This is a genomic window from Streptomyces sp. SID5785 (assembly GCF_009870065.1).
In the GTDB taxonomy this organism is placed as follows: Bacteria; Actinomycetota; Actinomycetes; order Streptomycetales; family Streptomycetaceae; genus Streptomyces.
The window spans coordinates 1-11,558 of record NZ_WWIA01000593.1 but is presented as its reverse complement, the minus strand read 5'-3'; the positions used below and the strand labels follow the sequence as shown (position 1 = coordinate 11,558).

At 71.5% G+C, this 11,558-nt stretch carries 13 protein-coding genes; 5 read left to right on the top strand and 8 right to left on the bottom strand.

What is annotated here, in order from left to right; genetic code table 11:
• From GTW43_RS19635 to GTW43_RS19625, 3 genes are all read right to left on the bottom strand, one after another.
• A partial coding sequence (locus tag GTW43_RS19635; protein WP_161303325.1) for a P-loop NTPase occupies nucleotides 1-628 on the bottom strand: 628 nt, incomplete at its 3' end.
• Nucleotides 629-672: 44 nt separating this feature from the next.
• On the bottom strand, nucleotides 673-1,245 hold the full coding sequence (locus GTW43_RS19630) for a DUF1003 domain-containing protein (protein ID WP_161303324.1): 573 nt from the start codon (nucleotides 1,243-1,245) through the stop codon (nucleotides 673-675).
• Nucleotides 1,235-2,509, bottom strand: a complete 1,275-nt coding sequence (locus GTW43_RS19625; protein WP_161303323.1) for a CBS domain-containing protein — start codon at nucleotides 2,507-2,509, stop codon at nucleotides 1,235-1,237. The genes GTW43_RS19630 and GTW43_RS19625 overlap by 11 nt, the downstream gene beginning before the upstream one ends.
• A gap of 195 nt (nucleotides 2,510-2,704) precedes the next feature.
• On the opposite strand from GTW43_RS19625, the gene GTW43_RS19620 reads away from it, so the two are divergent.
• Entirely contained in the window at nucleotides 2,705-3,463 is a 759-nt protein-coding gene (locus GTW43_RS19620) for a hypothetical protein (protein WP_161303322.1), read from the top strand.
• A gap of 7 nt (nucleotides 3,464-3,470) precedes the next feature.
• On the opposite strand, the gene GTW43_RS19615 is transcribed toward GTW43_RS19620, so the two are convergent.
• Together GTW43_RS19615 and GTW43_RS19610 are read right to left on the bottom strand one after the other, a co-directional pair.
• Complete coding sequence (locus tag GTW43_RS19615; protein ID WP_161303321.1) at nucleotides 3,471-3,986, bottom strand: hypothetical protein; 516 nt, start codon at nucleotides 3,984-3,986, stop codon at nucleotides 3,471-3,473.
• Between the two features lie 24 nt (nucleotides 3,987-4,010).
• Nucleotides 4,011-5,141 (bottom strand): magnesium and cobalt transport protein CorA, encoded by a 1,131-nt coding sequence (locus tag GTW43_RS19610; protein WP_161303320.1) that lies wholly within the window; start codon nucleotides 5,139-5,141, stop codon nucleotides 4,011-4,013.
• A gap of 505 nt (nucleotides 5,142-5,646) precedes the next feature.
• On the opposite strand from GTW43_RS19610, the gene GTW43_RS19605 reads away from it, so the two are divergent.
• Entirely contained in the window at nucleotides 5,647-6,231 is a 585-nt protein-coding gene (locus GTW43_RS19605) for a suppressor of fused domain protein (protein ID WP_161303319.1), read from the top strand.
• A gap of 11 nt (nucleotides 6,232-6,242) precedes the next feature.
• On the opposite strand, the gene GTW43_RS19600 is transcribed toward GTW43_RS19605, so the two are convergent.
• Nucleotides 6,243-7,499 carry an MFS transporter gene (locus GTW43_RS19600; protein ID WP_161303318.1) on the bottom strand — a complete coding sequence of 419 codons (1,257 nt, stop codon included), beginning with the start codon at nucleotides 7,497-7,499 and terminating at the stop codon, nucleotides 6,243-6,245.
• A 160-nt stretch (nucleotides 7,500-7,659) separates the two neighbouring features.
• Here GTW43_RS19600 and GTW43_RS19595 point away from each other — a divergent pair, with 160 nt between their 5' ends.
• From GTW43_RS19595 to GTW43_RS19585, 3 genes are all read left to right on the top strand, one after another.
• On the top strand, nucleotides 7,660-8,298 hold the full coding sequence (locus GTW43_RS19595) for a DUF6758 family protein (RefSeq protein ID WP_161303317.1): 639 nt from the start codon (nucleotides 7,660-7,662) through the stop codon (nucleotides 8,296-8,298).
• A gap of 266 nt (nucleotides 8,299-8,564) precedes the next feature.
• Nucleotides 8,565-9,428 carry a PHP domain-containing protein gene (locus GTW43_RS19590; protein ID WP_161303316.1) on the top strand — a complete coding sequence of 288 codons (864 nt, stop codon included), beginning with the start codon at nucleotides 8,565-8,567 and terminating at the stop codon, nucleotides 9,426-9,428.
• Between the two features lie 136 nt (nucleotides 9,429-9,564).
• Nucleotides 9,565-10,170: a MarC family protein gene (locus GTW43_RS19585; RefSeq protein WP_161303315.1), complete on the top strand. Its 606-nt coding sequence runs from the start codon at nucleotides 9,565-9,567 to the stop codon at nucleotides 10,168-10,170.
• Between the two features lie 104 nt (nucleotides 10,171-10,274).
• Here GTW43_RS19585 and GTW43_RS37570 read toward each other — a convergent pair whose 3' ends face one another.
• Both GTW43_RS37570 and GTW43_RS19580 read right to left on the bottom strand, forming a co-directional pair.
• Nucleotides 10,275-10,451 carry a hypothetical protein gene (locus GTW43_RS37570; RefSeq protein ID WP_202501697.1) on the bottom strand — a complete coding sequence of 59 codons (177 nt, stop codon included), beginning with the start codon at nucleotides 10,449-10,451 and terminating at the stop codon, nucleotides 10,275-10,277.
• 202 nt (nucleotides 10,452-10,653) lie between these two features.
• On the bottom strand, nucleotides 10,654-11,535 hold the full coding sequence (locus GTW43_RS19580) for an alpha/beta fold hydrolase (protein WP_161303314.1): 882 nt from the start codon (nucleotides 11,533-11,535) through the stop codon (nucleotides 10,654-10,656).
• Nucleotides 11,536-11,558 lie beyond the last annotated feature (23 nt).

Below are 11,558 nucleotides of genomic sequence, written 5' to 3'. Positions count from 1 at the left end.
TGAACTGCTGGAGCGCGCGGTGCAGCATCGGGCCGCGCCAGACCACCGGGGCGTTGCCCGGGGTGAACATGCCGATCGAGATGACCTTCACGCCGTTCGCCGACGGCGGCATGATCATGTCTTCGACCTGGGTGGGCTTGCCGTCCGCGCCGAGCATGCGGGGCACGCTGTGGCCGTAGATGTCCGCGTCGACGACGCCGACCTTCAGCCCGTCCGCGGCCATCGCCGCGGCCAGGTTCACCGTCACCGAGGACTTGCCGACGCCGCCCTTGCCGGACGCGACCGCGTAGACACGCGTCAGGGAGCCGGGCTTGGCGAACGGGACCTCACGCTCGGCGGTGCCGCCGCGCAGCGCCGTCGCGAGCTCCTTGCGCTGCTCGTCGCTCATCACGTCGAGGGTGACCTGCACGTCGGTCACGCCCTCGACGCGGGCGACCGCGTCGCGCACGTTGTTCTCGATCGTGGAGCGCATCGGGCAGCCCGACACGGTCAGGTACACGGTGACCGCGACGACTCCGTCCGCACCGATGTCCACCGATTTGACCATCCCCAGTTCGGTGATGGGGCGATGGATCTCGGGGTCGTTCACTGTCGCGAGTGCCTCGCGCACCGCGTCTTCCGTAGCCATACGGTCGATAGTACGGCGGGGTAACCGGGGTGCGGAAAGGCCCGTCAGCGGTCGTCTGCGTCACGTCCGCGTTCGTGCTCGCCGGGGAACGCCGACGAGTGCCGCTGCTCCTCCAGCTCCTTGAGGAGGTCCTGCAGCTCGGAGCGGATCCAGTCGCGCGTGGCCACCTCGCCGAGGCCGATCCGCAGGGCGGCGACCTCGCGGCTCAGATACTCGGTGTCGGCGATCGACCGCTCGTTCTGCTTGCGGTCCTGTTCGAGGTTGACCCGGTCGCGGTCGTCCTGCCGGTTCTGCGCGAGCAGGATCAGCGGGGCCGCGTAGGAGGCCTGGAGCGACAGCATCAGCGTGAGGAAGATGAACGGGTACTGGTCGAAGCGCAGATCCCGGGGAGCCACGATGTTCCACGCGACCCACGCGATGATCAGGATCGTCATCCAGACGATGAACCGGCCCGTGCCCAGGAAGCGGGCGATGCGCTCGGACAGCCGCCCGAAGGCCTCCGGGTCGTAGTCCGGCAGCAGCTTGCGGCGGGGCGGGCGCGGCTGGTCGAGCCGGATACGCGGCCTGCGGGTCTCGCCGGTCCGCTCGCGGTCCCTCTCGCGCTCCTCAGTCGCCATGGGGCACCTCCCCGGCCAGGAGGAACTCCTGCTCGCGCCAGTCGTCCGGGAGCATGTGGTCGAGCACGTCGTCCACGGTCACGGCGCCGAGCAGGGAGCCGCTCTCGTCGACGACGGGCGCGGCCACCATGTCGTACGTGGCGAAGAAGCCGGCGATCTCCGGCAGCGCCGCGTCGGGGCTCAGCGCCTGAAGGTCCTCGTCGAGGACCGCGCTGACCAGCGTGTACGGAGGGTCGCGCAGCAGGCGCTGGAAGTGGATGGTGCCGAGGTACTTGCCGGTCGGGGTCTCGTCCGGCGGCCTGCACACGTAGACCTGGGCGGCGAGCGCGGGGGACAGGTCGGGGTTGCGGACGCGCGCGAGGGCGTCGGCGACGGTCGCGTCGGGCCGCAGCACGATCGGCTCGGTCGTCATCAGTCCGCCCGCGGTCCGCTCCTCGTACGCCATCAGGCGCCGCACGTCGGCCGCGTCGCTCGGCTGCATCAGCGCGAGCAGGCGCTCCTTGTCCTCCTCGGGCAGCTCGCTGAGCAGGTCGGCCGCGTCGTCCGGGTCCATCTCCTCCAGGACGTCGGCGGCGCGCTCCTCCTTCAGCTTGCCGAGGATCTCGATCTGGTCGTCCTCGGGGAGCTCCTCCAGGACGTCCGCGAGCCGCTCGTTGGTGAGGGCGGCGGCGACCTCGGCGCGGCGCTTGGGGGACAGGTGGTGCAGCACGTTCGCCAGGTCGGCCGGGCGCAGCTGTTCGAAGGTGGCCAGCAGGTTCTCGGCGCCCTGCCCGTGCTCCTCCAGGGAGAACCCGTCGACGGCCGACCAGTCGACGGTCAGTGTCTCGCCCTTGCGGCGGAAGGCGCTGCCCTTGCCCTTGCGGACGAAGACGCGGTCGATCTCCCAGTCGCGGCGCGCGGGCAGCTGCTGGATCGACACGTCGAGGACGGTGACGTCCTCGTCCGTCTCGACGAGCCGCACCCGCCGGTCCAGCATCTCGCCGAGCACGAGCCGCTCGGTGGGCCGCTGCTCGAAACGCCGGACGTTGAGCACGCCCGTCGTGATGACCTGGCCGGACTCGATGCCGGTGACGCGGGTCATGGGCAGGAAGATGCGGCGGCGCGTGGACAGTTCGACGACGAGCCCGAGCAGCCGCGGGGGGCGCCGGCCCACCCGGAGCATCGCCACGAGGTCGCGCACCCGTCCGACCTGGTCGCCGTTCGGGTCGAAGACGGCGATGCCGGACAGATGCGAGACGAAGATACGGGGCGCGCCTGCCGCCATGTCAGCCCCACTCCCTTCCGTCCCTGTCCGGGCGTACATACGAGCAATCTGGTGATCAGGCTAGCCCGAGCCCGTCGAACGCGCCTCGGCGCCCACGCCGGTCCGGCCCTGGGGGAGTCGTCGCAGATGGCACGGGTACGCTGCCGTCCTGCCCGCTCGCCGCACCCCCTTGCCGCACGAGAGGTGGTCCCGCCCGTGACCGCACACCCCCTGGCCCGTCGCCCCCGCAGCCGGTTCCTGCCGGCCGTCGTGCTGGGCGCGGGGCTCGTGGCCGCGCTCACCGCGTGCGGCGGCGACCAGGACCCGGACGCCGGGACCAACGGGGTCGGCAGGCTGTCCGCCACGAAGATCCAGAGCCGTACGGTCAAGGCGGCGCAGGGGGCGGACACGGTGCACGTCGCCGGTTCGGTGGTCAGCGGCGGCAGGACGTACAAGCTCGACATGCGGCTCAAGGACGACGGCGGAGCCGGATCGGTGACCACGGGGGACGGCACCTTCCAGCTGCTCCGGGTCGACGAGCACCTCTTCCTCAAGGCGAGCGCCGCCTTCTGGACGCACTCCGACGACGGCAAGGGCGAGCACGGAGGCGACACCGCCGCGCAGAAGCTCGACGGCAAGTACGTGAAGGTGCCCTCGGGCGACCCCTCGTACAAGCAGCTCAGCACCTTCACGGACAAGAAGGTGCTGCTCGACGGGTTGCTCACGCTGCACGGCAGCGTGGCGAAGGGCGAGCGCGGCACCTCCGGCGGCGTCCGCACCATCGAACTCAGCGGTGACAAGGGCGCGGGCGGCACCCTCGACGTGTCGCTGGAGGGGACCGCCTACCCGATGCGGCTCGAGCGCGCGGGCGGCGCGGGAACCCTGCGGCTGACCGAGTGGGGCAAGAGCTTCGACCTCCAGGAGCCGGACGACGCCGACACCGTCGACTACGGCCGGGCGCTGCCCTCCTCCTGAGCTCCTGTCAGCGCCTGCGGCGGCGGGTGAGGAGCTTGGGCAGGGCGGCCGGGACCGCGTTCCGCGTCGTCGCCGGGGACTCCAGCGGTGCGGTGGCGAGCGAACCGTCGGACGCCGGGACGGGCGGGCCCGCGACCGGCTCCAGGCGCAGCACCCGGCACGTGGCGGCCCAGCGCTCGGTCATGGTCTCCGCGTCCGGCGCGTTGAGCCGCTTGCCCTTCAGCTCGGCGACGGCCGCCTCCCACGCCTCGGTGCCCGGGGCCGGCTCGACGACCGAGGCCCGCCAGCCGATGAGCCGGCCGCCCTTGTCCTTGCTGCGGACGGTGACGACCGCGGTGCCGCCGTCGGTGAGGTCCGGCAGCGGCTGCTCGCCCGGTCCGTCCCCGATCACGAGCGCCGCGCCCTCGTGCCACACGTGCCACAGCGCGCGGTCGGCACCGGAGCCGCCGCGGACCCAGATGAGTCCGGACTTCTTCGTGGCCTCCTCGACGAGGGCGGCGTCGAGCAGTTCAGGAGTCGTCATGCGGCACAGCGTATCGGCGCTCCCTCACAGCCAGCCGTTGCGCTTCAGGGTGCGATGGATCCCGAAGCACATGCCGCCGATGAGGGCGAGCACCATCGGATAGCCGAACCGCCAGTGCAGCTCGGGCATGTGGTCGAAGTTCATGCCGTAGACCCCGCAGACCATGGTCGGGACGGCGATGATCGCCGCCCACGAGGTGATCTTGCGCATGTCCTCGTTCTGCGCGACGGAGGCCTGCGCGAGATTGGCCTGGAGGATCGAGTTGAGCAGTTCGTCGAAGCCGATGACCTGCTCCTGGACGCGCTCCAGGTGGTCGGCCACGTCACGGAAGTACTTCTGGATGTCCGGGTCGATCAGCCGCATGGGCCGCTCGCTGAGCAGCTGCAGCGGCCGGCGCAGCGGGGCCACGGCCCGCTTGAACTCCAGGACCTCGCGCTTGAGCTGGTAGATCCGGCCCGCGTCGGTGCCGCGCGGGGATCCCTTGCCGGTCTGCGAGAAGACGTCCGTCTCGACCTCGTCGATGTCGTCCTGCATCGCGTCGGCCACGGCCAGGTAGCCGTCCACGACGTGGTCGGCGATGGCGTGCAGCACGGCGCTCGGCCCCTTGGCGAGCAGCTCGGGGTCGTCCTGCAGCCGGTGCCGCAGCGCGCGCAGCGAGCCCTGCCCGCCGTGCCGGACGGTGATGAAGAAGTCCCGGCCGGTGAAGCACATGACCTCGCCGGTCTCCACGATCTCGCTGGTCGCCGTCAGTTCGGCGTGCTCGACGTAGTGGATGGTCTTGAAGACGGCGAACAGAGTGTCGTCGTAGCGCTCCAGCTTGGGCCGCTGGTGCGCGTGCACGGCGTCCTCGACGGCCAGCGGGTGCAGCCCGAACTCGGCGGCGATCCCGGCGAACTCGGCCTCGGTCGGCTCGTGCAGCCCGATCCAGGCGAAGCCCCCGTCGCGCCGCACACGGTGGCGCGCCTCGCTCGGGGTGAGGCACTCGGCGGACTCCACACGGCGGCCGTCGCGGTACACGGCGCAGTCGACGACGGCGCTCACCGCGGTCGGGTCCCGCGTCGGGTCGTACGAGGAGCGCGCCTCGTTCCCGTACGGGGCCACGCTCTTGCGCAGCGAGGGGCGGACGGCGGCGCGCAGGTCGCGGATCATCGACATGGGCAGGCTCCTTCGCGAGCGGGAGCCGCGGCGGCGACGGGTGGAACCACCCGGAATGAGGACGTCCTGGCCGACGGACTTACTGCACGTCCACAAAGCGGGTAGCACCGCACCGGAACCGGGGCGGCTTCGCTGACTGACTCAGATCGGTGCGATCGGAAAGATCGCGATCGGAAAGATCAGGTGGAAACGAAGCGCTCTTCCGGCGCACGCGACAGCCCGGGGGACGGCACGGACGGCCGTCGGCAGCGGACTGCGGAAAGGAGATGCGGGCCTAGCGGCCGGAAGAACGGGTGGTACTGCACGGTCGACTTCGATCCATGACAGCCCCACCTCCTCCGGCCGGTCCCCCGTGGGGGACGGTGACGGGCCGACGCTTCGGGCGCTCTGAGGACGCCCGGCGGGAACGCGGTGCGCACCATGCCGACCAGCGGCCAAGACTATCAGCCGACGGAAGAAGCAAGCCCCTTCTTTACCCCTTGCATGCGAGTTCTATGCTCGCGGGATGGGAGAAGTTCTTGCACTCGTGGAGGCCCGGCTGCGGTCGGCCTTCGGCGAACCGGACGCGCGCGCCGCGGTCACGTTCCTCGGCACGGACCGCATCGAGGTGCTGCGGTTCTCCGAGGACGACGTCGTGCGCTACGCGACGCTCGGCATGTCCGCGTCCCCGATGTCCGACCCCACGGCGGCGCTCGCCGACCCCGTGAAGGGCCCGCGCGCCGAGCTGGTCCTCACGGTCCGTGCCGGGCTTGCCGACACCGACAAGGCGCTGCGCCCGCTGGCCGTGCTGGCCGCGTCGCCGCAGGTCGAGGGCGTGGTCGTGGCGCCGGGTGCCTCCCTGGACGTGGGGGAGCCGCTGTGGCCGGGCGCGCCGTTCACCTCCGTGCTGGTGGCGGAGCCCGGCGGTCTCGTGGAGGACCTGGACCTGGACGAGCCGCTCGACCCCGTACGGTTCCTGCCGCTGCTGCCGATGACGCAGAACGAGGCGGCGTGGAAGCGGGTGCACGGCGCGGGCGCGCTCCAGGAGAAGTGGCTGAACGGCGGAACGGACCTGCGCGATCCGCTGCGCAGGTCCGTTCCGCTGGACTGAGGTTTTGGCTGTCAGCTCGCGAAGACCGAGACGCCGTCCTCGCTCGCGTGCTGCGGCTCCAGCTCCTCCGCGTCATGGGTCAGCGCGCTCCTGCGCACCCACACGACGACCGCGCCGAGGACGGCGGTGACCGCGGCGACGACGAACGGGATGTGGATGTTGCTCCACTCCTCGATCTTCGGCGCGAAGAACGGGGCGGCCGCGGCGGCGAACCAGCGGACGAAGTTGTAGCCGGCGGAGGCCACCGGCCGCGGGGCGTCGGAGACGCCGAGGGCCAGCTCGGTGTAGACGGTGTTGTTCACGCCGATGAAGGCACCGGACAGGATCGTGCAGACGACGGCCGTGGTGTGGTTGCCGTAGCCGAGCACCAGCACGTCGGCCGCGAGCAGCACGAGCGAGCCGCCGAGCACCTTCAGGGAGCCGAACCGGGCCTGCATGCGCGGCGCGACGATCACCGAGAACAGTGCGAGCAGCACGCCCCACGCGAAGAACACGGCGCCCGACTTGTACGGGGTCATGTTCAGCACGAACGGGGTGAAGGCCAGCACGGTGAAGAACGTGTAGTTGTAGAAGAACGACGAGAGTGCCGCCGACGCCAGGCCGCCGTGGCCGAGCGCCCTGATCGGGTCGAGCAGCGAGGTCTTGCGGGCGGGCTTCGGCTGTTCCTTCAGGAACACGCTGATGCAGACGAAGCCGATGGCCATCAGGGCGGCCGTACCGAAGAACGGGTAGCGCCAGCTGGCGTTGCCGAGCAGGGCGCCGAGCAGCGGGCCGCAGGCCATGCCCAGGCCGAGCGCGGACTCGTAGAGCAGGATCGCGGCGGCGCTGCCGCCCGCCGCGGCGCCGACGATGACGGCGAGCGCGGTCGACACGAAGAGGGCGTTGCCCAGGCCCCAGCCGGCCCGGAAGCCGACCAGTTCGCCGACGGAGCCCGAGGTGCCGGCGAGCGCGGCGAAGACCACGACGAGGGCGAGCCCGGCGAGCAGCGTCTTCTTGCCGCCGATCCGGCTGGAGACGAACCCGGTCACGAGCATCGCGACCGCGGTGATCAGGAAGTACGAGGTGAAGAGCAGGGAGACCTGACTCGGCGTGGCCTCGAGCCCCTGTGCGATCGACGGCAGGATCGGGTCGACGAGCCCGATGCCCATGAAGGCGACGACGGATGCCCCGGCGGTCGCCCAGACCGCCTTCGGCTGACGCAGGATGCTGGTCGCACCTGCGTCGAACGGGTCCTCTTCGGCGGGACCTCCTGCACTGCTGTGGCTCATGCCTGCTGCTCCTTGGGGACGGTGGATCGTTGGTGTATACACACAATAAGTTAGATGCGCTAATAAATGCAAGATACATCTATCTGTGACGAGGGAGACACCGGCCCGGACGGGTGATCGTCCTTGACGCGGCGCGGGGCGGAGCGGATCGTGGGTGGGTATGAGGGGCGAACCCAGTTGCCCGAAGTGTGGTGGCCGGGTCAGGGCTCCCGGCCTCTTTGCCGACTCCTGGCAGTGCGACGTGCACGGCGCCGTGCATCCACTGCAGCCGGTCATCCCGCCCAGCGTCGAGGCGCTCGGCGTCGTCGTGCACCGCGCCCACGTCCCCGTGTGGATGCCCTGGCCGCTCCCGGTCGGCTGGCTCTTCACGGGCGTGGCCAACGCGGGCGACGACCGCACCGGGGGCCGCGCCACCGCCGTCGCGTGCTCGGGACCCGGACCGCTCGGCGGGATGGGCGAGCTGGTGCTCGTCGCCGAGGAGCTCGGTGTCGGACTCGGTGCGCGCTACGCGGGCATCGACGGCCCCGACCCCGGACCCTCCCTGGACGTCACCGGACCGCCGCAGGCCAAGGTCCTCGCGGCCGGCCGACCCACCCCGCTGTGGCACGTCACCGGCACCCCGGAGGATCGCGCCGTCTTCGCGGGGGAGGCGCGCGGGCTGTGGCTGTGGGCGATCATCTGGCCGGAGCAGTCGGGCCTGCTCATGTACGACGAGCTGGTCCTCACCGATCTGCGGGACGCGGGCGCGGAGGTCGACCTGCTGCCGTGCGGGGCGCTCTCGCCGAGGATCATCGAGTAGCGCCGGGGCCGCGGGCCGCGGCGCCCGGTACGGGTAAGGGGTCCGGGCCCGCTGCGGCGGTGACCGGAGCTCCCCGGATCCCCGCTATCCTTGAGCGGGTCCGAAACCCCGGGCGGTCCCGGCACCCTCGAGCGATCCCGATCCGTCCGTCCCGATCGGTCTCGCGCGATCGGGCCGCCCGCTGCTTCTGGCCCCGTCTTTCCGCCGTTCCTCCGTCGTCCCTCTGCCGTCCCTCTGTCCTTCCGTCCGAGTCTGGAGTCGCAGCCGTGCGCATCGACCTGCACACCCACTCCACCGCCTCCGACGGCACGGACACCCCGGCCGAGCTGGTGCGCAACGCCGCCGCGGCCGGCCTGGATGTCGTGGCGCTCACCGATCACGACACGACGCGCGGCCACGCCGAGGCGATCGCGGCCCTGCCGCAGGGGCTGACCCTGGTCACCGGCGCCGAGCTCTCCTGCCGCCTCGACGGCGTGAGCATGCACATGCTGGCCTACCTGTTCGACCCCGACGAGCCCGACCTGCTGCGCGAGCGCGAGCTGGTCCGCGACGACCGGGTGCCGCGCGCCAAGGGCATGGTCGCCAAGCTGAACGACCTGGGCGTCGGTGTCACCTGGGACCAGGTCGCCCGCATCGCGGGGGACGGATCCGTCGGTCGCCCGCACATCGCCTCCGCGCTCGTCGAGCTCGGCGTCGTGCCCACCGTCTCCGACGCGTTCACCCGCGACTGGCTCGCCGACGGCGGCCGCGCCTACGTGGACAAGCACGAGACCGACCCCTTCGAGGCGATCCGGCTGGTCAAGGCCGCGGGCGGGGTCACCGTCTTCGCGCACCCGGCCGCCGCCGAGCGCGGACGCACCGTCCCCGAGTCGGCCATCGTCAAGCTCGCCGAGGCCGGTCTCGACGGCATCGAGGTCGACCACATGGACCACGACGCCGCCACCCGCGACCGGCTGCGCGCCCTCGCCGCCGACACCGGCCTGCTCACCACCGGCTCGTCGGACTACCACGGCAGCCGCAAGACCTGTGTGCCCGGCGAGTACACGACCGACCCCGAGGTCTACGGGGAGATCACGCGCCGCGCCACGGGGGCCTTCCCGGTCCCGGGGGCCGGCGGACGCCGCGCCTGACCGGCCGCACCGCCTCCCGGCAGCCGACCCGGCCGCGCCCCCAGGGCGTGTGACCCGGGCGGCCCGCCCGTGCTCCCGGCCATCCCCCGTACTTTCGTCCCTCTTCCGCTCCCCACTCGCAAGGCAAGACCTCACTGTGTTCGACGCTGCTGTCTTTGGATCCCTCTTTCTCACCCTTTTTGTGATTATGGATCCCCCCGGAATCACCCCGATCTTCCTCGCCCTCACCGCGGGCCGGCCCGCCAAGGTTCAGAAGCGCATGGCCTTCCAGGCCGTCTGCGTGGCCTTCGGTGTCATCGCCGTGTTCGGCGTCCTCGGTCACCAGATCCTCGACTACCTGCACGTCTCCGTGCCCGCGCTGATGATCGCGGGCGGCCTGCTGCTCCTGCTCATCGCGCTGGACCTGCTCACCGGCAAGACGGACGAGCCGAAGCAGACCAAGGACGTCAACGTCGCGCTCGTGCCGCTCGGCATGCCGCTGCTCGCCGGTCCCGGCGCGATCGTCTCCGTCATCCTCGCCGTCCAGAAGGCCGGCTCCGTGGCCACGCAGGTCTCCGTCTGGTCGGCGATCGTCGCCATCCACGTCGTGCTGTGGCTGGTCATGCGGTACTCGCTGGTCATCATCCGCGTCATCAAGGACGGCGGCGTCGTCCTCGTGACCCGGCTCGCGGGCATGATGCTCTCCGCGATCGCCGTGCAGCAGATCATCAACGGCGTGACCCAGGTGATCCAGGGGGCCTGACCGTCCTGGCCATCCCGACCCGGCCGGTTCCGGCCCCCGGTACGCGCGAAGCCCCCGTACGCACGGTGCGTACGGGGGCTTCGAAGTGTGTGAGCCGCTCGCCGTTATGAGGCGGTGGACTCGGCCGGGCGGATGTAGAGGCGCTGCCCTATGGCGGCGGCCTGCTGAACGATCCGATTGACGGAGGCGGCGTCCACGACGGTGGTGTCGACAGCGGTGCCGTCGACGTCGTCCAGTCGCATGATCTCGAAGCGCAAGGGCTTCTCCCTTCGTCTGGTCATCCTCCTGAAGGAGAACTACTGGTACAGGACAAAAGCCTCGCCCTGTCGTACGGCCAGGCGGTTGCCTGACCGTTAAGAGTGGATTGCGTGGCCGAAGTGCCCCGCGTTCTGTGGGGTACAACGGGTTGCCCCGTGCAAACATTCCCTACGCTAAGGAAATTTTTCGAAGAGCTAATTACTCGCCGGTAGCGCGGTCGTGCAGCTACGCGGCGTGATCGTCCGTGCGGCGGTCCGGGACCCCGTCCCAGAAGGCCGCGAGCGCGGCGGACGTCTCCAGCGGGCGGTCCGTGTTCGGGGAGTGGCCGGCGCCCGCAATCACCGTGCGCGCGGCGCTCAGCCGGGCCGCCATCGCGTCGAGCAGCGGCACCGGCCAGGCCTCGTCCTCCTCGCCCGACAGCACGTGCGTCGGCGGCGCGACCGGCGCCAGTGCGTCGATCCCGTCCGGCTCGTCGCACAACTGCCGCCCGGCCGCGAGCAGTTGCGCCGGGCTGGTGTTCATCCAGCGCCGCCGCAGATCCTCCTCGTCGCCCCGCGGCACGGCGCCGGCCGCCGCCTCGAACGCCTGGAGCGCCTCCCAGACCTGCGCCATGTCGAACGCCCCGAGAGCGTCGCGCAGCAGCGTCACCCGTTGTTGCTGGGACGCGGACACCGCGGCGGGGCCCGACGCCATCAGCGTCAGCGAGGCGAACGGCGCGGGGTCCGTGACCACCGCCGTGCGCGCGACGAGCCCGCCGAAGGAGTGCCCGAGCAGATGGACGGGCGCGGGGCCCAGCGCGGCGGCCTGCGCGAGGACGTCACCGGCCAGTTCGGCCCGGGCGTACGCGGACTCGTCCTCGCGGGGGCCCGGGGTCTCGTGCTGGCCGCGTCCGTCCACGGCGACCGTGCGGTACCCGGCGTCCGCCAGCGGGCGCAGCAGCGCGATGAAGTCCTCCTTGCTGCCGGTGAACCCGGGCAGCAGCAGGGCGGTGCCCCGGACCGGCCCCGACGCGGGCCCGCCGACCAGGGCGGCGAAGTCACCACGGGCCGTCGACAGCGGACGGGCGTACGTGCCGGGCGGCGGCGTGAACGTCTCGGGCCTGCTCATGCCGCGAGGTTACGTGGCGGCGG

Bases quoted from the DNA above. Each gene is read 5' to 3' on its own strand.
- GTW43_RS19630 (WP_161303324.1), bottom strand. From the start codon at position 1,245: ATGGCGACTGAGGAGCGCGAGAGGGACCGCGAGCGGACCGGCGAGACC.
- GTW43_RS19625 (WP_161303323.1), bottom strand. From the start codon at position 2,509: ATGGCGGCAGGCGCGCCCCGTATCTTCGTCTCGCATCTGTCCGGCATC.
- GTW43_RS19615 (WP_161303321.1), bottom strand. From the start codon at position 3,986: ATGACGACTCCTGAACTGCTCGACGCCGCCCTCGTCGAGGAGGCCACG.
- GTW43_RS19610 (WP_161303320.1), bottom strand. From the start codon at position 5,141: ATGTCGATGATCCGCGACCTGCGCGCCGCCGTCCGCCCCTCGCTGCGC.
- GTW43_RS19605 (WP_161303319.1), top strand. From the start codon at position 5,647: ATGGGAGAAGTTCTTGCACTCGTGGAGGCCCGGCTGCGGTCGGCCTTC.
- GTW43_RS19600 (WP_161303318.1), bottom strand. From the start codon at position 7,499: ATGAGCCACAGCAGTGCAGGAGGTCCCGCCGAAGAGGACCCGTTCGAC.
- GTW43_RS19595 (WP_161303317.1), top strand. From the start codon at position 7,660: ATGAGGGGCGAACCCAGTTGCCCGAAGTGTGGTGGCCGGGTCAGGGCT.
- GTW43_RS37570 (WP_202501697.1), bottom strand. From the start codon at position 10,451: ATGACCAGACGAAGGGAGAAGCCCTTGCGCTTCGAGATCATGCGACTG.
- GTW43_RS19580 (WP_161303314.1), bottom strand. From the start codon at position 11,535: ATGAGCAGGCCCGAGACGTTCACGCCGCCGCCCGGCACGTACGCCCGT.